At 47.8% G+C, this 20,402-nt stretch carries 17 protein-coding genes and 1 other annotated feature; of the genes, 6 read left to right on the plus strand and 11 right to left on the minus strand.

Annotated elements, in window-relative coordinates:
* The first annotated feature begins 203 nt into the window (after window positions 1–203).
* On the plus strand, window positions 204–1,637 hold the full coding sequence (locus B2751_RS02040; protein WP_290772447.1) for a C40 family peptidase: 1,434 nt from the start codon (window positions 204–206) through the stop codon (window positions 1,635–1,637).
* 297 nt (window positions 1,638–1,934) lie between these two features.
* Here B2751_RS02040 and B2751_RS02045 read toward each other — a convergent pair whose 3' ends face one another.
* Complete coding sequence (locus B2751_RS02045) at window positions 1,935–3,125, minus strand: helix-turn-helix domain-containing protein (protein WP_290772449.1); 1,191 nt, start codon at window positions 3,123–3,125, stop codon at window positions 1,935–1,937.
* A gap of 120 nt (window positions 3,126–3,245) precedes the next feature.
* On the opposite strand from B2751_RS02045, the gene B2751_RS02050 reads away from it, so the two are divergent.
* Window positions 3,246–4,514, plus strand: coding sequence for an MFS transporter (locus tag B2751_RS02050; protein ID WP_290772453.1), 1,269 nt, complete (start codon window positions 3,246–3,248; stop codon window positions 4,512–4,514).
* A 19-nt stretch (window positions 4,515–4,533) separates the two neighbouring features.
* On the opposite strand, the gene B2751_RS02055 is transcribed toward B2751_RS02050, so the two are convergent.
* Window positions 4,534–5,544: an LLM class flavin-dependent oxidoreductase gene (locus tag B2751_RS02055; protein WP_023467737.1), complete on the minus strand. Its 1,011-nt coding sequence runs from the start codon at window positions 5,542–5,544 to the stop codon at window positions 4,534–4,536.
* A gap of 163 nt (window positions 5,545–5,707) precedes the next feature.
* Here B2751_RS02055 and B2751_RS02060 point away from each other — a divergent pair, with 163 nt between their 5' ends.
* The 3 genes from B2751_RS02060 (at window position 5,708) to B2751_RS02070 (ending at window position 7,572) form a co-directional block, all read left to right on the plus strand.
* A complete protein-coding gene (locus tag B2751_RS02060) occupies window positions 5,708–6,193 on the plus strand; it encodes a pyridoxamine 5'-phosphate oxidase family protein (RefSeq protein ID WP_035408773.1) in 486 nt (161 codons plus the stop codon).
* A gap of 117 nt (window positions 6,194–6,310) precedes the next feature.
* Complete coding sequence (locus B2751_RS02065; RefSeq protein WP_035408776.1) at window positions 6,311–7,279, plus strand: cation diffusion facilitator family transporter; 969 nt, start codon at window positions 6,311–6,313, stop codon at window positions 7,277–7,279.
* Entirely contained in the window at window positions 7,276–7,572 is a 297-nt protein-coding gene (locus tag B2751_RS02070) for an MGMT family protein (protein ID WP_035408778.1), read from the plus strand. Before B2751_RS02065 ends, B2751_RS02070 begins: the two co-directional genes overlap by 4 nt.
* 60 nt (window positions 7,573–7,632) lie before the next feature.
* On the opposite strand, the gene B2751_RS02075 is transcribed toward B2751_RS02070, so the two are convergent.
* The 9 genes from B2751_RS02075 to B2751_RS02115 all read right to left on the minus strand — a co-directional run bounded on the left by B2751_RS02075 (window position 7,633) and on the right by B2751_RS02115 (window position 18,744).
* Window positions 7,633–8,154: a hypothetical protein gene (locus B2751_RS02075; RefSeq protein ID WP_052019063.1), complete on the minus strand. Its 522-nt coding sequence runs from the start codon at window positions 8,152–8,154 to the stop codon at window positions 7,633–7,635.
* Between the two features lie 61 nt (window positions 8,155–8,215).
* Entirely contained in the window at window positions 8,216–9,865 is a 1,650-nt protein-coding gene (locus B2751_RS02080) for an aromatic amino acid hydroxylase (protein ID WP_290772459.1), read from the minus strand.
* 60 nt (window positions 9,866–9,925) lie between these two features.
* Window positions 9,926–10,130: a binding site (T-box leader), on the minus strand.
* 70 nt (window positions 10,131–10,200) lie between these two features.
* Window positions 10,201–11,346, minus strand: coding sequence for an FUSC family protein (locus B2751_RS02085; RefSeq protein WP_035408788.1), 1,146 nt, complete (start codon window positions 11,344–11,346; stop codon window positions 10,201–10,203).
* 107 nt (window positions 11,347–11,453) lie between these two features.
* The gene (locus B2751_RS02090) at window positions 11,454–13,388 is read right to left on the minus strand and encodes a PTS fructose transporter subunit IIABC (RefSeq protein ID WP_035408791.1); all 1,935 of its coding nucleotides are present in this window, start codon (window positions 13,386–13,388) and stop codon (window positions 11,454–11,456) included.
* Window positions 13,389–13,405: 17 nt separating this feature from the next.
* A complete protein-coding gene (pfkB, locus tag B2751_RS02095) occupies window positions 13,406–14,326 on the minus strand; it encodes a 1-phosphofructokinase (RefSeq protein WP_035408794.1) in 921 nt (306 codons plus the stop codon).
* Entirely contained in the window at window positions 14,323–15,069 is a 747-nt protein-coding gene (locus tag B2751_RS02100) for a DeoR/GlpR family DNA-binding transcription regulator (RefSeq protein WP_035408796.1), read from the minus strand. Before B2751_RS02100 ends, pfkB begins: the two co-directional genes overlap by 4 nt.
* A 287-nt stretch (window positions 15,070–15,356) precedes the next feature.
* Window positions 15,357–15,902, minus strand: a complete 546-nt coding sequence (locus tag B2751_RS02105; RefSeq protein WP_290772462.1) for a fumarylacetoacetate hydrolase family protein — start codon at window positions 15,900–15,902, stop codon at window positions 15,357–15,359.
* A gap of 418 nt (window positions 15,903–16,320) precedes the next feature.
* Window positions 16,321–17,763 (minus strand): SulP family inorganic anion transporter, encoded by a 1,443-nt coding sequence (locus B2751_RS02110; RefSeq protein WP_290749213.1) that lies wholly within the window; start codon window positions 17,761–17,763, stop codon window positions 16,321–16,323.
* A gap of 72 nt (window positions 17,764–17,835) precedes the next feature.
* On the minus strand, window positions 17,836–18,744 hold the full coding sequence (locus B2751_RS02115; RefSeq protein ID WP_290772465.1) for a TetR/AcrR family transcriptional regulator: 909 nt from the start codon (window positions 18,742–18,744) through the stop codon (window positions 17,836–17,838).
* 162 nt (window positions 18,745–18,906) lie between these two features.
* Here B2751_RS02115 and B2751_RS02120 point away from each other — a divergent pair, with 162 nt between their 5' ends.
* The gene (locus B2751_RS02120) at window positions 18,907–20,379 is read left to right on the plus strand and encodes a DHA2 family efflux MFS transporter permease subunit (protein WP_290772468.1); all 1,473 of its coding nucleotides are present in this window, start codon (window positions 18,907–18,909) and stop codon (window positions 20,377–20,379) included.
* The last annotated feature ends 23 nt before the right edge of the window (window positions 20,380–20,402 follow it).

Genomic DNA, 20,402 nt, shown 5'->3' on the forward strand with positions numbered 1-20,402 from the left:
GTAACATGTGTAGCCTCCTTCCGAGTACTTCTAGTGTACTTGAACTTTTTTGAAAATACTCATTCTACCTATTCGTTTTTTTTGAAAAACGGTATTACAGTTTTCCAGACAAAAATTATATTTTTAAATCAGGGGAATCAGCGCTTTTTATGACAAAATGGTAACAACGATTTTTACCTATCTCTTGGAAGGAGCTATGTCACGTGAAAAAGACCGTTCTCGCCCTCACGACGCTCGCTTTGGTCGGTATCACAATTCCGGTTTCAGCCGCGTCAACGACACTGACTTTGACGGATAACGTCAACATTCGCACGGCTGCCTCGACTTCCGCGAAGGTCATCACGACTCTAAAAAAAGGTACGAAGCTGACAGCTGTCAAGAAAGTCAACAGCTGGTATGAAATCCGCTATCAGTCGAAACCAGCTTTCATTACTTCAGCATACGTCAAAGCAACGACGGAAAAGGCTCCGACAACTACGACCTACATAACGAACACCGATGCCGTCAACGTCCGGCAAAAAGCAACGACGAGTTCGAAATCACTCGGAAAACTAGCAAAGAATACTGTCTTGACTGTTCAGAAACAATCAGGTGATTGGTACCAAATCACATATAAGAAACAAACGGCCTATGTCCATGCGACGTTAGTCAGTAAAAAGACATCAAACGTCATGACGGATTCCAAACCACCAGTGACGACTCCCGTCAAACAAGTCGTTAAAGCGGTCGATCGATCGAAAGTCTACACGGTTAATGCGAAGGAAGGCTTGAATGCTCGGACTGCTGCAGCGACGAATGCAAAAATCTACAAGACATTACCGCATCAAACGGTTCTTGATGTCACAGGTGCCGTTGATTCATGGTACCAAGTCAAGCTCGACGGAAAAGAAGCATATGTCGCTTCGACCTATGTCAAAGCTTCAACAAAAGCATCACCACCAACAACGCCGACGACGCCTGGAGTCTCTTTGACGCCGGTTGATGCTTCGAAGACGTATCGCGTCAACGCACCAACTGGATTGAATGTCCGTACGTTACCTTCGACGTCGTCTAAAGTCTTCACACAAGTCGGACACGGTTCGACAGTCAATGTCACGGGTGAAACGACAGGAAAAGATAGCGGCTGGTACCAGATCAAGATTGGAACTGGTCTTTACTATGTCGCGAAGAGTTACATCACGACGGGATCCGTCACGACGACGCCTCCGGTCACTCCAACGACACCCCCGGTAACGACTGTTCCTGGTTCAACATTGATGGAACGTGCGATTTCGATTGGGCAACAATATCTTGGAACGCCATATCGCTGGGGCTCAAGCAATCCAGTCAACGGTGGCTTCGACTGCTCTGGTTTCATCAATTACACGTTGAATGCTGCTGGCTATTCTGTCGGACGGACGAACGTCAACGGTTACTGGAACGATGACCGTTATCTTGGGGTAAAGCTTTCGAAACTTCGTCAGCCAACACGCGGCGATATCATCTTTTTCGAAAACACGTATGCCGCTGGTCCAACACATATCGGCATCATGCTGAACAACGACCAGTTCATCCATGCGAATGAACCAGCTCTTGGCATCAGCCGTCTTTCAGAACGTTACTGGACACAAAAACTATTAGGCTTTAAATCACTTTAAGACATTTTTCATCCATCCCTCAGGGTGGATGTTTTTTGTCTTACCGCTTCTCTTTTGGATATACTGGATATGGAAAGGATGTGTCTGCATGTCTTATAAAACACTTTATATCCGGCTGCTCTTTCTTACCTTATTGATTTTTGGTGGTTCGATGTTGCTACACTACATCCAGACGGGAGACGTCTACATCGGACACCTCGTCGTTTCCATCCTTGCATGCGTCTTTTTGCTTTTTAGACTAACTAGATCCTCACACGAACAGGCATGAAGCGCACTTGCTTCATGCCTGTTTTTTCGTCATTGAACATTAACCAATGCTTGTATCTCTCGCTCAAGATCGCCTTTGAGTCGTTCGCTTTGAAGATCATCCTTCAATCGAATGACATCCTCCAGCCGTTCCTGACCAATCCCTCGTTGCATCGCCAGTACGAGAGTCTGTAACATCATCGCTTGGTCGAATCCACTCGCAGCAAGCCACGCATCTTGCATCTCCCATATCTTATCGACGCTCTGCTGAAGCGTCTGATTCGGTAATTCGATGCCGTTCACAAGGAGATGGACTTCGAGTTGTCCGATGTAATGCTTCGCGTCATCGATCGCCACAGTGACGAGTTTTTCCCACGCCATCTGCATGCCGTCCGTATCGTTTTCAAAAATCGCAATGAGTCCTTTCGTCAAATCGACTTCGATTCGTCCGACGGCAGTCGTTTCACTAAATGCAAGAAATTGCTCCAGTCGATCAAACTCTTGCTGTGATTGTTCGATTTCACCTTCTAGATATAAAAACAATCCGAGGAAACGTTGAAACGAAATGACATGATAATAGACATCTTGCTCCCGCATATACTGAACCCCTTCACGCAATAAGGCGATCGCTTCTGTATAGTGATCATCGAACAAACTTGCTCGAAGTGCACGTAAGATTTGGAAATTTAAATAGGTTTTTGGCGCCAGTGGAATCTCGCGTGGTACATCCATTGCTTCGATCAGCTCATACGCTTCCTTTGTCCGTTTGAGATTGAATAAAAAATAGACTTTCGAGATCTGAACGAGCAACTGCTCATCTTGACGACCGAGCTGTCGAAAAATCCGCTCTGCTTTCTCATAATATATCAAACCAAGCTCCGGGTCAGACGCTCGGAGGGCATCGCCGTATTTATGATAGACCTGCCCTTGCCAATAGGAAGTCGTTTCCGGAACCAAGTAAGGTTCTAGAAGTTCCTGAATTTTTTCGTCTGAAAAATATGGGGTATGCCGCGAACGGATTGTTTCGATGAGTTCCCGCATCTGAACATCTCGCGGATCGAGCATTAATTCTTCGACTGTCACCTGTAATCGCCTAGCAATCGCCTGTAATGCGGGCACAGACGGTGTCGCTTTGCCGTTCTCGACCATACTGAGCATTGACTTCGTGATGATGCCGGTCGCAACATCCGTTTGCGTCATTTTTTTCTGTTTTCGGATCTGTTTGATACGTTCCCCTAACACACTAGTCACTCCTTTTATCATAAAAGTTAAATTATATTGAACTTTATCTTTACATTTTTCTTCCACTCCTTTATTCTACACTAAAGTTCAATAAAATTTAACTCTGAAGGAGTGAACAGGATGTCATTTAATTTAAAGCGTGTCTTATTCGGAAAGTTTTGTTCATTATTCGCAGCTAGTCTCTTTACGTTTGTCGCCGGACTGACCGTCTTACGGGAAACGTCGTCTGGTTTTCAGTTTGCGCTCGTCCTGCTTGCAGGATCAGTGCCACGGATTTTGCTCTCACCGGTTGCTGGTGTCCTCGCTGATCGTTGGAACCGGAAACGAATCATCGTCATGACCGAAAGCTTAAGTGCACTCGTCTTGTTTGGACTTTTGCTCTATTCGTTACAAGCCCCTCTACATACCGTTCATTACATCATCGCTAGTGTCCTTTTGACGAGCCTGTCGACGTTCCTGTCCGTTACCTTATCAAGCTCGTTACCGCGACTCGTACAAGAAGAGGAGTTACAACGCGGGAACGCACTCTTCTCGACGATTCAATCGACCTCAACGATCACTGCTCCACTCGTTGCGGGATTGCTCATCGCTGCTGTCTCGATCACGCAATTCTTGATCTTACCGTTTCTCTTGTTTGCTTCTGCTGCCTGGTGGAATAGCCGCCTCCGCTTTCTTGCAGTGGATACCTCTCCTCTGGTTACTACCGATACTCCGTCTTTCATCTCGGAGTTTAAAGAAGGCTACCGCTATCTGTTCCGTCAACCAGTATTGACGACACTCGTCCTGATGGCGATCGTCCTGAACTTCTTTTTTGTTGCTTTCGAAATCTTGTTACCGATTATTTTGCTCGATCGACTGCAATTCACACCATTTCGGTTTGGACTGGTCGAGTCCGCACTAGGTGCCGGTCTTCTCGTCGCTTCGTTGCTTCTTGCTTTACCTCCCTTTACGGTGAAACGTCCGTTACGGACGATATTCGAGTCGCTCTTTTTAATCGCCTCTTGTTATGCGCTTCCTGCACTTGCTCTACTCGGCTATGTTCCATCTGCTCTACTACTACCTTTTTTCATGATTCTATTATTCATCGACGGCATGCTCGTCTTACGGATGAACATTCCACTTCAGCTCATCGTTCAAAAACAGACCGATCCGGCTTACCTCGGACGTGTCATCGGTGTTCTGGAATCGATCGCAATGGCGATGATGCCGATTGGTACCCTATTGTTTGGTTTACTGAGTGATCATGTATCTATCATCGTGCTACTTGCAGTCGGTACAGTCGGCTTATTCGGTGCAGCATCATTCGGATTCCTCCGACTTCGTAAAGACATCTTATCCGAGAGCATTCCTGTAGCAGACGCAAAAAACACGTCCTCCCTCACTTCGTGAGAAAGGACGTGCGTATCGATCAAACCGTCGCTTTGACGGCATCCATGATTAATTTTAATGATTGTTGTTTTGCTTCCTTGTCAGCGATCATCGAAGCGATCATTACTTCGTCTGTGCCGTAGGAATCAGCGAGCTCTTGCAATTGTTTTGCAACGGATTCCGGATTACCGACGATCATCCGCTTCCGATTTTCAGCAATCCGGAACTGATCTTGGAACGTATACGGATACGCTGCTGCCTCTTCAGGTGTCGGCGTTCCTGTTGACGAGACCCCTTTTTCCAGTAAGAGTAGTGACAGATCCAGGCTTGAAGCTAACCGTTCTGCTTCTTCCGTCGTTTCAGCACACGTCACGAAGATCGAAACGAGCGTTTGTGGTGTCTCATTGAACGACGTCGCCATGAAATTATGACGGTAGTAGTCCATTACTTCCTGACCACCCTGTCCATTGATGAAGTGAGCAAAGGCAAATCCGAATCCGCGTTGTGCGGCGTTCAAGGCACTACCACCACTTGATCCGAGCAACCAGCCTTCTGGTGTCGTATCGACTTCTGGTGTGGCGACGAGTCCCGCGAACCGGTGTCCGGCAGGTGCCCCGTCTTTCAGGTAGTCGACGAGATCATCAAGTTGCTCACCATAATCAGCTCCACCAAACCGTGGCGACGAACCTTCTTGTAACGCACGCGTCGCAAGGGGCATACCACCTGGTGCCCGACCGAGACCGAGATCAATCCGGTTCGGAGCAAGTCCTTCGAGGACACGGAAGTTCTCCGCAACTTTGTAGGCACTGTAATGTGGCAACATGACGCCGCCTGAACCAAGGCGAATCTGTTTTGTCACGGCTGCCATATACGCGATCAAGACTTCCGGACTCGAACCGGCTAGTGTTTTTGCAAAGTGGTGCTCGGATACCCACAGGCGATGATAACCGAGTTCGTCCGCGATTTTTGCGAGCTCGACCGTTTCGTGTAAGGCATCAGATGGGGATTGTCCTTTAGAGACCGGGGATTGGTCTAAAATACTAAGTTTCATATATGTCTCTCCTTTTTCTTTCGAATGCGTACTTACACTGTACGCCTCCTCGTTGTACCGTGCAACGAAACTGCTTCTTTCTGTCATGGGGACGTTTTTATTTTAAAATTCAGGGAACAATCCTTACGTGAGCATAAAAATCTAACGAATGAGGTGGAGCTACATGTCAACGCATACTACGAATCAAGAAGCAGTCGAAACGGTCAAGAAACTGATCGATAAAATCGAGACAGCGATGCTGACGACGATTGCAGCAGAAGGACTCGTATCGCGTCCGATGCAGACACAGGATATCGAATTTGATGGCGACCTCTGGTTCCTCACTTCAAAAGAAACGGACAAGTATCAAGAATTACTTAAGAATCCGAGTGTTAACGTCGCGTACGTCGACAAATCATACGTCTCGATTCGTGGGACAGCAGAACTCGTCGAAGACATCGAACGAAAAAAAGAGCTCTGGAGCCCACGTTACGAAGCATATCTTGGAACGACATACGAAGATCCGAAAGTCGTCTTGATCAAGGTCAACACGGAAGCTGCTGAGTACTGGGAAACAGGAAACACGACAAAGTCCGTCAAACAAGTCTTGAAGAAAGTCGTCGGCAAAGACGATGAGAACGAAATCAATAAAACAGTCGACTTGTCTTGACGAGTTAAACCCGCGCAGCTTGCGTGGGTTTTTTCATGTGAAGATAGTCGTTTTTCTCAAAATGATGTAACATAATAAAATGAACTAATACGTAACTTAACTAAAAGGAGTACAATCATGGGAGAATTTTTTACGTTATTACGCCGGGGTAACCGGTCTGCGTTGACGGCAGGCATCGTCAACTCTATCATCGCCATCATCAAGGCAATTGCCTACGTCCTGACGGGAAATGTCGCGATGTTCGCCGAAATGATGCATACGCTCGGGGATGCTGCCAATCAATTTTTCGTCTTCATCGGTTCTGCCCTCAGTAAAAAAGCACCAACGAAACGGTTCCCGAATGGCTTTGGTCGTCTCGTCAATCTCGTCTTGTTAGGCGCAATCCTCTTTGTCGGCATCATGGCCTACGAAACGATTCATGAAGGGATTGCCCACATCATCGAACCTACAGAATCGACAGGCTTCTGGATCACGTTATCCGTTTTATTCGCAGGGGTCGTCTTAGAAAGTGGTGTGTTCTTTAAAGCAATGCAGGAAATCGCGCATGATGCGAAACTGGACTCAAAAGGACCACGCCTTATCCTCGACAGCTTCCGGTCACTGAAGCAAGCAAAACCAGCGACACGCCTTGTGTTCCTTGAAGACTTAGTCGCAACGGCTGGCGGAATCGTCGCGATGATCGCCGTCATCATCTCACATGTGACACCGTTTCATCAGGCAGAAGGAATTGCTTCGATCCTGATCGGGCTGATGATGTTTTACGTCGTCGGAAACGTCTTCCTGCAAAACGCAGCTGGTGCACTTGGTGAAGCCGATGAGACGATGGCAGCACGTCTCGGCGGACTGATCATGAAAGACCCAGACGTCAAAGACATTAGTAAACTGGAAGTTATTAAAGAAGGCGATCATTTCCATGTCGAAGTTGAAATCGAAGTTGATCCGACGTTGACGATCGCTCAAGCAGACGACATCAAGGACCGCCTTGAACTGCAGATCCGTTTGCAACAAGGCATCATCGATGTGACGATCGGCTTTGACGAAGACGATAAGATTCAACAGTATGTCGTTGCTTCTGACGAGTCATGACACCGTTCACGCAAGATGTCCTGACCATCATCCGTTCAATCCCTGCTGGTCGGGTCATGACGTACGGGCAAGTCGCTCGACTCGCCGGTCATCCGCGTAGCGCACGACAAGTGGCGCGGATTCTTCACAGCATGAGTACGACGGAACGTCTACCGTGGCACCGCGTCCTTGCTGCTGGCGGAAAACTATCGCTCGAAGGCGATGAACAACGGCTAGCACTTGAAGCAGAAGGTGTCGAGTTCCTTACAATCCGTCAACTCGATTTATCGCGTTATCAAGTAAGAAGTGAATAGATGAAAAATAGAGGGATGACCGGTGTATGTACCAGTCATCCCTCTTTTTGTTGTTTTGAATCAAGCTTTTGACATACTCGAAGCCGCAGCAATTTGTCGACGTACTTCTGCTTCAAGCTGTGGTTCCGGTGGTTGCCAGCCTTCTGGTTTCATGACCTTTTGGTCAGATTCCCGGAAGATTGGTTTTCCGTCCGGTCCAAGCTTCGCCATATTGGCACGTTGAACGATCTCAAACAATGGAGCCGGATCAAGTCCGATCTCAACAAAGCTTCCCATGATGAAGTAGAGCGCATCCGTCAAGGCATCCCCTTGTCCAACGAGGCGTTCGACATCTGTTTCGGGTTGTTTCATCTGGAGCGATTTTTCGACCGCTGTATCAAGCCCTGACTTGAAACGTTCGATCGCCTCGAGGAACTCTGCTTCACTTGTCGCCGTTTGATGCAAGAACTCAACGACCGCTTCTTCCGCCGTCCAGGTCGAGCGTTTAATCCCACGATCAACCGTCATTGGTGTTGGCGTCGTTGCACCAGGGTGTGAAAACACACGGTGGAATTCCTTTACGTCTTGATAATAGTTTGTCATAACCGATCATCCCCTTTTACCGAATGTCTCCATTCTAACAGGTTCAGAACCGGAGTTCGACTCATTGATGAACGACGTCGAGTAAAGCCATCCCACGCGTGATCAATTCATCTCGCTGTGCGGACGTCGCTTTTAAGCGCTCGAGATCTGCAATCAGACGTGGTTGATCGACTTCATCCGCTAACTCAAGTAATTCGAGGCGGAGTAACCAAGCGTCCGGTAACTGGACGAGTGTCTGGTCGATCAGTTGCGGCAACCGTTCCCGACCAGCACGTCCTTCGCGAATCTCACGAACGACTTCGAAGATTGGATCAGCCGCTGTCAACGGACGTTCGATTCGTTCGAACTCGACCGTTTCCGGAATCGGCTTCAGTGCTTCAACTTCCGTTCCCGGGAATGCTGACGTGATGTCACCGACGATCAATTCCATCCGGTCCATCGTCATCGTTTTCCCGTCGTTCGAGAGCGTTGCTGCTTCTAAGACGACGAGTGCCCGGTGACCATTGACGTTTTGAATTGCTGTGATGTCACCTGTGACGTGAACATTTCCTTCCGCCCAGTCGAGACGTTCACCGACTTTGACTTGCATCAATACTTCGTTCAATTCCTTGCCGTGAAGGAGTGTAAAGCCTTCCGGATGATCTGCAAGTCCTTGACCTGTCAACACTTCATCGTTTGCAGCCAACGCTGTCGGTCCAGTCAGTTTGACGATATGCAGCGAATCGTGAATTTCTTGCGTTTCAGGAACACCGACGAGTGAGAGACCGCTGTCGAAAACGAGCGTCGACAGGTTGCCTGATTCAACGGCTTTCGTCAGTCCGTGGATGCCACCGCGAATGTAGGACATCGATTGAGCGAATTCTTCAAGTGCGTCGCGGAGTTGTTCAAACGATTCACAGACGAAGAGTTCTTTTTGCATGCTCGTCACGTCATGTTTCGTCGCAAGTGCTTTTTCAAGCGAGAATGGATGTTTAACGACCGCGTCCGTCAAACAATGGCGACTTTCACCGACTGATGATAGAAGACCTGCCCCGTAGATTTGTGGGTTGTCGATATCACCGATCAAACCGAATTCAACCGTCCACCAGAACAGACGTGAGATTTCGTTCGCTTCCGAAATCCCTTTGACGTGTGTCCGTGTCTCTGCAAGCTCAATTTCAGCTTGTTCGATATCGGCTGACGTCGAGAATGGACTCTCTTTGACGATCGTCAATTTCTTTAGTGCCTTGAATACGTCATGCTCGGCTTTATGATTAAAGGCATGTGCCCCGATCTCACCGAAGCGACGAACGAATTCCGCGTAGACCGGATTCATCAAGATCGGTGCATGCCCCGCTGCTTCGTGCAGAATATCCGGTGCTGGTGTATAGAGAATGTTATCGACCTTCCGGATGTCGGTTGCAATCGGTAATAAACCATGTCCTTGGAAATCGAAGAAGGCGACGCCAGGAATGAGACCATCGACAGCGACTGTTCCCCAGCCTCCACGGCTTAGGTTCGCTGTCATCTCACGTACATCTGGAATCCGTTCCGGGCTGATGCCCGATGCAGCAAGCCCTTCGAGGTATGCTGGATGTGCTGTATCTTGTAACGTATTTAAATTCAGTCGCATGACGTATCTCCAAACGGCATGATCTGTTGGCGTGTAGTCTTCGTAGTGCTGTGGTGCGACATGTGGACGTAAGTGACTTGGAATGATTGGTGTAGACATATGAGTTCCCCCTTGAATGAATGTAAGATAACAAAAAAGCCCCTGCCGAACGTATCGTTCGACAGGGGCGACGAAAGCCGCGGTACCACCCTGATTACCCAGTCATCAACTGAGTCACTCATGATTGGGATAACGGTTTGCTCCGCTCGCTTACGCAAGAAGCTCAGAAACTGTAATTCAACACCATCTGTGTACACGTTCGCAGCGCCACGTGCTCTCTGAAACAGGGAGATGGTCTTTACTTCGGTTTCATCATCGCTTAATCTTTCGTTCTGTTATGCTGTTATACTGTTATGCTTTTAGCAAGTAAAGTATCGTTAAGGAGGACTATACGCTTACTTTTTACTTTCGTCAATGGCTTTTTTACGTTTAAATCGATTAAATGTTTTATCACGGACTGATTTTTGTTCGATCGTCAATGATGTGATATGGCGACGAAGCCCACCATTGAGGCGTTTTTCAAAGGATTCGAGTTCTTGTATCCACTCATTCATCGAGACGACGATCGGTAAAATTTCCATGATGACTTCTTCCTCGAGTTCATCACGGTCGAGAAAAGAGTGCTTGACGAAGGCAATGTTCTCTTTGACGAGATCCTCCATTGCAAGCGGCTCTTCCGTCAACAGGAGATCGTATGTCAGCAAGACTTTCTCTTGTCGCTGGGCGATATGCATCAAATGATAGAACAGTTCACTTCGAAGATCGTCTGCAATCGAATCAAGTGCCTTCTCTCGTTCTCTGAAGCGCTCTGCCGTCGCGACACCACGTTCGAGGCACGATTGCATATGTTTGAGGATCAGCAGGTTTCGTAGAAGCGAGGCATGCTTCTGACGCGTTCCTCGAATTTCTTCCTTGTGTAGGTTGAACAGGTTTTGTGTCTCAAGGAGCGAACGTCCCATCTTATCGATTGCTGCCCGATATGGGGTGACCTTGCCTTCAAAGGCAATTGCTCGCGTGACGACGAGTAGTTTCTCAAAGAGTTTCGTCGCTTTCTGGTAATAGACATTGCCGTAACGTGGCGGGAAAATCAACGCATTGATGCCGAGTGCACAACCGATCCCGAGCATGACGAGCAAGTAGCGGATCAAAACGACTTGCCAAAGTGGTTCGGTCGCAGTCGCGACACTTTCGAGAATGACGATGATCATCAATACGACGTGTGGAATCGTACGCCCGAAACCAAAAGCTAGCAAAATCGAAATTGCTGCCATGATGACAATCCCAATCGCAAGCGGATTCGCCGGGTTATCGCCTAAAATCCAAAGTGCGAGTAACGTCAAAAAGGCACCAATCAAGTTGGCCTCTGCTTCCTCGAGAAATTGTTTCCATGTCTGATAGACCGAAGGCAGGAGTGTCGTCGCTGCCGAGATCGCAGGCAGGATTGGGCTGAGGTTGAACAGGTTACTGATCAACAGCGCCAAGATGACCGCAAGACCTGTCTTAATGGTCCGTGGTCCGATTTGTAAGGATTGTCCACCCATGTCCATCCCTCCTTCTTATTCAGTATGCCCTCTATTCTTCACCGTTAGCCGTCAAAATTCAACAAAAAATCCCCTCCGCTTAAAAACGGAGAGGAGATTTAGGTGAATTATGATGCTTTCGTACCTGTTCCTTCTGTCATTTCCGCTTTCGCGACCGATTGGTCAACAAGCGGTTTTTTGAGGAAGGATAGGATTGCCGCACCGACGAGTGAACCGATGAGGATCGCACCCGCGTAACCGACGATTGCCATGACCGTACCTGATGGACCATCAAGTAACGGGAAGACGAAGATACCGCCGTGTGGTGCAGGGAGCAAGACGCCGAAGACGATCGTCAACGCACCAGCGATCGCTGAACCGATGACGCTTGACGGAATGACGCGCAGTGGATCGGCTGCAGCGAATGGAATCGCACCTTCAGTGACGAACGATGCGCCCATTGCGTAAGCAGCGATACCTGCTTCACGTTCTTGCGGCGTGAATTTCTTACGTGCGAACAATGTGGATGAGAAGGCAACGATGAGTGGTGGAACCATACCACCTGCCATGACAGCTGCCATGACTTCCGTGTTACCTGCTGTAAGAGCAGCTGTACCGAAAACGTATGCTGTTTTGTTGATTGGACCACCCATGTCGATTGCCATCATCGCTGCGACGAGCATACCGAGGAGGATTGCGTTTCCACCACTGAGTCCGTTCAATGAATCTGTGAGCCATGTCATGAACTTCGCAATCGGCTCATTGATGACGAGCAACATGATCATTCCTGTGATGAATGAACCAAACAGAGGATAGAGCAAGACTGGTTTGATTCCTTCAAGTGCTGCTGGAAGACCTTTGAATACTTTAACAAGCAAGAGTACGACGTACCCGGCAAGGAAACCGGCAATCAATCCGCCGAGGAAACCAGCGTTACCGTTGCTTGCAAGGAAACCAGCGATTAGACCAGGAGCAAGACCTGGTTTATCAGCGATCGACATCGCGATAAATCCAGCGAGGATCGGAATCAAGAGACCGAACGCGGCTTTCCCGATCGTCATCAATTGCGCAGCGAATTCATTGTACGATGGATCTTTTGGGTTCGCAGAGTTGATACCCCAGAAGAAGCTGATTGCGATCAAGAGACCACCTGCAACGACGAGTGGTAACATCGCGGATACCCCACTCATCAAATGTTTGTAGAATCCGCCACGAGCTGGTTTTGAGCTTTCGCTTGAACCGCTCGCTTTGTAGACAGGTGCATCCTGTTTGACGGCACGGTTGATCAATTCTTGTGGTTTCCGAATTCCTTGTGCAACTGGTACTTCAACGACGTGTTTACCGTTAAAACGATCCATCTCAACTGCTTTATCCGCTGCGACGATGATGGCTGTCGCATCGTTGATATCTTGTTGTGTCAAACCGTTCTTGACGCCTGTCGATCCGTTCGTCTCGACTTTGATACGGACACCCATCTCTTCCGCTTTTTGACGAAGGGCATCAGCTGCCATATACGTGTGTGCGATTCCTGTCGGACAAGCTGTGACGGCAAGGATATATGGTGCGTCTTGATCGACGTTGTCGCTTGAGACGTCAACTGGACCTTCTTCTTCGCGTTCCTTCGCTTCGATTGCTGCGATGACTTCGTCTTTCGTTTTAGCCGCAAGGATCGTATCGCGGAAGTTCATATCCATTAAATAAACGGATAGTTTCGAGAGTGTTTCAAGGTGTGCATTATCTGCGTTCTCACCCGCCGCAATCATGAAGAACAACCGACTTGGTTGACCGTCGAGTGCTTCGTAGTCAACGCCTGCCGAACGCCCGAAAGCGATTGCTGGTGTTTTGACCGCTGCTGTTTTTGCGTGTGGGATGGCAATACCTTCTCCTAAACCTGTCGTACTTTGCGCTTCCCGTGCGAGAATTGCTTCTTTATATGCCGAGCGATCGTTTAGTTTTCCTGCCCGATCGAGGACGTTGACGAGTTCATCGATGACAGCGGCTTTAGATGACGCTTGTAAATCAAGTTGAATCGTATCACGTGTCAAGAGATCAGTAATTTTCATGAGTAGTCACACTCCTTTTAGGATTGAATGAGTTCAACGACGTTGACGTCTACGAGGAGACGATCGATATCTTCTTTCGTACAAAGACCGAAGGAATAAGCAGACGCGCTGCCAGTCGTTACCGCATAGCGGAACGCTTCTTCTGGTGATTTGCCGAGCGCGTGGCTGGCGACGAATCCAGCGACGAGTGAATCTCCGGCACCGACGGAATTGACGAGCTTTCCTGCCGGTGTGTTTGCCGTGTAGGCACCTTGACGATTGACGAGCAGTGCTCCGTCTCCTGCAAATGAGATGACGACATTCTCGGCACCACGCTCGACGAGCTGTTGCGCGTATGGAACGGCCATCTCCTTCGAAGTAATCTCGACGTCGAAAATTTCACCGAGTTCATGGTGATTCGGCTTGATTAAAAATGGACCGAGCGGTAAGACTTCAAGCATCGCTTCCTTCGTCGTATCGACGGCGAAGCGGACGTTCCGTTCATTCAAGATCGTCGCGATATGACGATAGAGATCATGCGGTAGACTGCTTGGGATACTGCCTGCGAAGACGACGATGTCACCGGCTTGCATCGTCTTGAATCGGGATAATAAATGCTCCAGCTCTTCCGGTTGAATCTTCGGTCCCGCTGCATTCAGCTCAGATTCTTGATCGGCACGAATCTTTACGTTGATCCGCGTCTCATCTTGAATCGGTGTGAAGTCCGTTAACACGCCTCTTTTCTCGAGTTCCGTCCGGATGAATTGTCCAGTACTTCCTCCAAGGAATCCGAGTGCTTGTGTTTCTACCTCATAGTTTTTTAGGACGAGAGAGACGTTGATTCCTTTCCCTCCGGCCACTTTTTCCGCCTGTTCGACACGATTGACTTGTCCTGCCTCAAATACCGGTAACGTGACATAATAGTCGATTGATGGGTTGAGTGTCAGTGTATAAATCATTTCGCGTTCACCACCTCTGTGTATTGACTGTATTTCGCTGCTTGCTCACTGGATGTCGTCGTGATGATCGTCGCCGCTTGCAAGGACGCCACCCGACTGAAGCTGATCGCATCCAGCTTCGTCTCATCGACGAGTACATACGATTGTTTTGCTAATTCGATCGCTGTCTTCTTTACGAGTGCCTCTTCCGGATCTGGTGTCGTGAAGCCTTGTGCCGGATGAACACCGTTCATCCCAAGGAACGCGACATCAAAATGGTAAATCAACATTCCTTCACGTGCGTTGTAACCGACGAGTGCCTGCGTTGAATGCTTGAGTTGCCCTCCGACGACGAACGTCGGGATACGGTGATAGAGTAACGTGTTCGCTAGAGGAAGACTGTTCGTTACGACCGTAATCGCCTTCTCTTCGAGATACGGAACGATGGCAAGCGTCGTCGTTCCGGCATCGAGATAGACATACATACCGTCTTCAATCAGGTCGGCAGCCGCTCGCGCGATCCGTTCCTTCTCTTCGACATGCTGATCACTCTTCTCGAAGTAACTCAGTTCTTCAATTTGCAAATGGTTTGCTGTTGCTCCCCCGTGCACTCGACGCAGGTGACCTGCTGTCTCGAGTTGTGATAAATCCCGACGAATCGTGGATTCACTCGCACCGGTTTGTTCGACGATCTTTTGCATCTTGACGACTTCTTCTCGGGCTAAAAGCTCAAGGATGAGTTGATGGCGTTTTTTGGTTAACATAAGGTTTCCCTCCGCATCTTTAATATAAAGCGTTTACATATAAAAATCAATCAAAAACGTTCAAAATTTATATAAATTCTTTATAAAACGTTCAAAATACGACTTTTTTCGACATGAAACCGTTCTTATAGTTTCATTATACATCAAAAACGGTCATTTTATGACTGTTTTATTTTTTGAAATCAATCATTTTTTAAATTTTTGACGATTTTCACAAAATAAAAAACCACTTTCCAAAGTAATTTGGAAAGCGGTGAATGCAATTCAATCAATTCGGTCATCTTCGTTCACTGGACTTCATTTTGTAAACGACCGATTCCTTCAATCGATACTTCGACGACATCCCCTGTCTGAAGGTAGACCGGTGGTTTCATACCATGTCCGACACCAGCTGGAGTTCCTGTCGCGATGACATCTCCGGCTTCAAGTGTCATCCCACGTGACACTTCCACTAAAATCGTTACGACGTCACGCAACATTAAGGCGGTTGATCCTGACTGTCGGAGTTGCCCGTTCACACGTGTCTCGACGAGGACGTCACTTGGATCAAAGCTATCCGCTGAGACGATGACCGGTCCAAACGGACAGAACCCATCGAGTGATTTACCACGGAAGAACTGGACGTGTTCTTTTTGTAAATCCCGTGCCGTCACGTCATTGACAATACTGTAGCCAAACACATGATCAAGCGCATTTTCTGGTGTCAGATCACGCCCCGTCTTGCCGATGATGATGGCGAGTTCTCCTTCATAATCCAGTTGCTTCGTCAAATCCGCATGCCGTTCGATTGGTTCGAACGGACCGACGATCGACGTCGGTGCTTTCGTGAACAAGTNNCACGAATTTCCCTGCTCCCGCCGTATCCATCTCTTTGATATGATCAGCATAGTTCTTGCCGACGCAAATGACATTTCGTGCTGGTACATACGGTGCGAGTTGTCGCATATCCCCTTTAAGTAGTGGTGCGATATCTAAATCAAGATCAACATCAAACTCACGTGAAATCACTTCAAGCAATGAATCGGTGTAGACTTGCCCTGTTACATCATATGTAGTGCCCTGTTGTTCAACCCCGATGCCTACTTTTCCGTCTTGCTCAAATCGAAACCATTTCATCTTAACTGCCCCCTTTATTTTTAGTATAGCGAAACGGATCAATGGACGCACTTTTCATCGTTAAGTCAGAACTTAAAAAAAGCAGCCGGCATGCCACCGGCTACTTTTCTCCATCTCTACCTTATTATTTAACCTTTAGGCAATCCGTTGAGCAAGCCGATCAATCAAAGCTTGGGATTCTTCATTTAATCCTACCAATTCAACTTTTTTGCCAAGTCGTTCATATTTCAAGACGACGTTCTCGATCGCTTCGATGGCTGAATCATCAAATAAGTGACACGCTGAGAAATCGAGCGTGATGATCGATGATAGATCAGCATCGAGCTGGAACTGTTCCGCAAATGCAGTCGTCGACGCAAAGAATAACGGTCCACGGATCGTATAACGGACTCGTTCTGTTTGCTCCTCACGCTCGACTTGGATGCGAGAAATTTTTGACGCGAATAATAACGCTGCAAGCAAAATCCCGACAAGGACACCCATCGATAAGTCATGCGTCAATACCGTCACGAACACGGTCGCGAGCATGACCGCGGAATCACTTTTCGGTGACGTCTTGAGCATCTTGAATGAGCCCCAATCAAACGTCGCATACGAGACGAAAAACATGACACCGACAAGTGCTCCCATTGGAATCGTCATCAATAGATCGTTCATCGTAAACATCAATAGCATCAGGAATACACCCGCTGTCAACGTCGACAAGCGACCGCGTCCACCGGATGTGACATTGATGACTGATTGCCCGATCATCGCACAACCTGGCATTCCACCGAACATACCGGCGATAATGTTCGCAATCCCTTGTCCGCGCGATTCCATCGCTTTGTTCGACGTCGTATCCGTCATTTCATCAACGATTCGTGCTGTCAGTAACGATTCGATCAAACCAACGAATGCGAGTGACAAGGCATATGGGAAGATGATTTGAAGCGTCTCGAGTGAGAACGGGACATCTGGCAAGAAGAAGCTTGGTAACGCCGCTTCGATTTGTCCCATATCCCCGATGACACGGGTATCAAGCGAAAAGACGACTGTTAATACCGTCATGATCGTGATCGCAACAAGTGGCGCCGGAATCGCTTTCGTGACCCGTGGAAATAACAAGATGATGGCGAGTGACGCGGCGACCATCGCATACATAATCCAGTTTTGCCCTTCGAACTGTGGCAATTGCGCCGAGAAAATCAGAATGGCGAGCGCATTGACGAATCCGACCATGACAGCTCGAGGAATGAATCGTAATAACTTGGCAATTCCTAAAAAGCCGAACGCGATTTGTAGAATTCCGGCAAGTATACCGGCAGCTAGTAGATAATCAACACCGTGATCTTTGACGAGCTGAACGACGACGAGTGCCATCGCGCCAGTCGCAGCCGAAATCATTCCAGGGCGACCACCAGCAATCGAGATGACAATTGCAATGATAACGGAAGCGTATAGCCCAACCATCGGGTTGACACCAGCGATCAGCGAAAACGCGATTGCTTCCGGGACGAGTGCTAAGGCAACGACGATTCCGGACAACAAATCCGCTTTTGGTTGCAAGAACCACTCTTTTTTCCATTGAGTAAACATATGATGATTGAGACCCCTTTTCTAACATGAATGATCTCAGTGTAATGGGGTTAGTTCCAAAAAGCAACCTTTTTAGGAAGTTTTGGTCCGAATGCGGGCAATCTCATCGACCATCGTTTTATAAGTCGCCATGATTTCCTGGCCTGCAAAGACCGGATCTTCATCCATCGTCTCGAGTGCCCGGCGCAGGAGATGGATTTTCGGTTTCTTACGTTCGAGCAATTCCTCATAGATGAAATCGAGAACTTCTTCATGTGCTTCCTTCGATTCTTCGGAAATCGAAGACAAGGTGATCAAACGCTTCATATGTGCGCTCGTCTTTTCGAATAAATCCTTCCGGATGACGACTTCATCTTGTGGACGATCGAGCCAGACCGATAGGAATCGTGGCGGAATCAATTGTTCCTCCGTCCGACTGACGTCTTCGACGAGATGCGTCAACCGATTGAACACATAGCGGACGACCCGTTCCGGTTGAGTGTTCGGCTCAGATTGACGGAAGAAGTACATTGCATATTGCAACATCCCCGTGTAAATGACTGCTAAATCTAGAAGATACGGTTCCTTCGTCTGACCGAATAAATCACGTAACCGATCGAACGTCCACTCGATCTCAAGAAGTCGATTGTTTTCCATGAACGTCTTGAGTTCTTTTTCGTTCGAAGCAATCGCCTCTTCGAACAATGTATATAGTTTATATTTTTGCATCAATTCCAAATAACAGTTTCCTTGTTGAATGAACGTCTCGTAATCCGAGACATCCCGTCCGACGAGAATTTCCTTACGCGCGATCCGCATTTTTTCAAAGACGGTATTAAAGACATCAATGAATAATTCGTTTTTAGAGGAGAAGTAATTATAGAACGTCCCTTTAGAAACGTTACTGTGTTCGAGAATATCCTGAATGGATGTCGATTGATAACCCTTTTCGACGAATAGTTGATAGGCAGCATCTAATAATTGTTTCTTTTTTGGATTCATGGTCTTGTCCTTTTCTGTTCATAATTGGTTCGACAACCACTTACTTTAGTGTATGAAGCAAATAATTTGAACTCATTCGACTTCTGCTGGTAAGATAGCCAAGTCAGTCATAGAATTCAAGTCTAACATTTTAGACTCGTAGTACAAAAGGAGCATAACGAAATGCAATCAAGCAAGCAATCATCACGACTTTATTTAATTTTAGCTGTCCTCATGGCAGGTGCGTTCGTTGCGGTCCTAAACTCGACGTTACTCAACATCGCCTTACCGTCGATCATGAAATCGTTCGGTATTCAGGCAAGCACCGCCCAGTGGTTGACGACGGGATATATGCTCGTCAATGGAATCATGATTCCGACGTCAGCATTCCTCGTCCAAAAGTTCTCAACGCGCCAACTGTTCTTGACGGCGATGACATTGTTCTCACTCGGAACGATTATCGCCGGACAAGCACACATCTTCCCGCTTTTACTCGGTGCGCGCATGATGCAGGCGTCGGGTTCCGCGATCATGATGCCACTGTTAATGAACGTTCTCTTGACCGGTTTCCCAATCGAAAAGCGTGGGCAAGCGATGGGAATCTTCGGACTCGTCATCACCTTTGCTCCAGCAATCGGACCGACATTGTCCGGGTGGATTCTTGAACATTATGAGTGGCGGATGTTGTTCCATCTCGTCACACCGATCGCATTGCTCGTACTCTTCACGGGTGCCTTCTTATTGAAGAAAGAGACGGTTCAAAGTTCACTTAAGCTCGATTTGTTCTCACTCGTCCTTTCAAGCTTCGGCTTCGGTGGTTTGTTGTATGGATTTAGTTCCGCCGGTTCTGCCGGATGGGGATCTTGGACGGTCATCGGATCATTGATCATCGGTGTAATCAGTTTGACTTCCTTCATTATACGTCAATTCATGCTCGAAGAACCGATGCTTGAGTTCGGTATTTTCCGGTATCCGATGTTCGCTTTATCGCAAGGGATTTCAATGGTCTTGAACATGTCAATGTTCTCCGCGATGATCTTGATGCCGATCTACATCCAGACGATTCGTGGCATCTCACCATTTCACTCTGGTCTCTTGATGTTACCGGGTGCGATCGTCATGGCGATCATGTCACCAATCACAGGTCGTCTCTTCGACCGATTTGGTGCTCGCATCCTTGCCATCATCGGCTTATCACTGACGGTCTTGACGACGTTCTCATTCAGTCAGCTAGCTGCGGATACGTCATACGCGTTCCTCGTCATCATGTATACGTTACGTTTCCTTGGAATCTCGATGGTCATGATGCCGGTCATGACGAACGGATTGAATCATATTCCACAACATTTGACACCTCACGGTACGGCATTAAACAACACGTTGTCACAAGTATCGGGTGCGATTGGTTCAGGTCTGCTCGTGACGATCATGACATCGCGGACGAAACACCACGTTCCGGAACTCGCTTCACAACCTGAAGCCGCTAATCCGGAATGGTTGCAGATGCAGGCGATGATCGAAGGAATCAATGATACGTTCTTCATCGCGACGTTACTCGCACTTGCTGCTTTGATTTTATCCTTTTTCATCAAAAAACGACGGGCAACGACACTCGCAGTCGTCGAATCCGTCGATCAAGAACAAAAATATGCATGATTTGATTCTCCCCTGTCTAAAAA

The sequence above is a fragment of the Exiguobacterium sp. UBA6282 genome, assembly GCF_002440475.1.
In the GTDB taxonomy this organism is placed as follows: Bacteria; Bacillota; Bacilli; order Exiguobacteriales; family Exiguobacteriaceae; genus Exiguobacterium_A.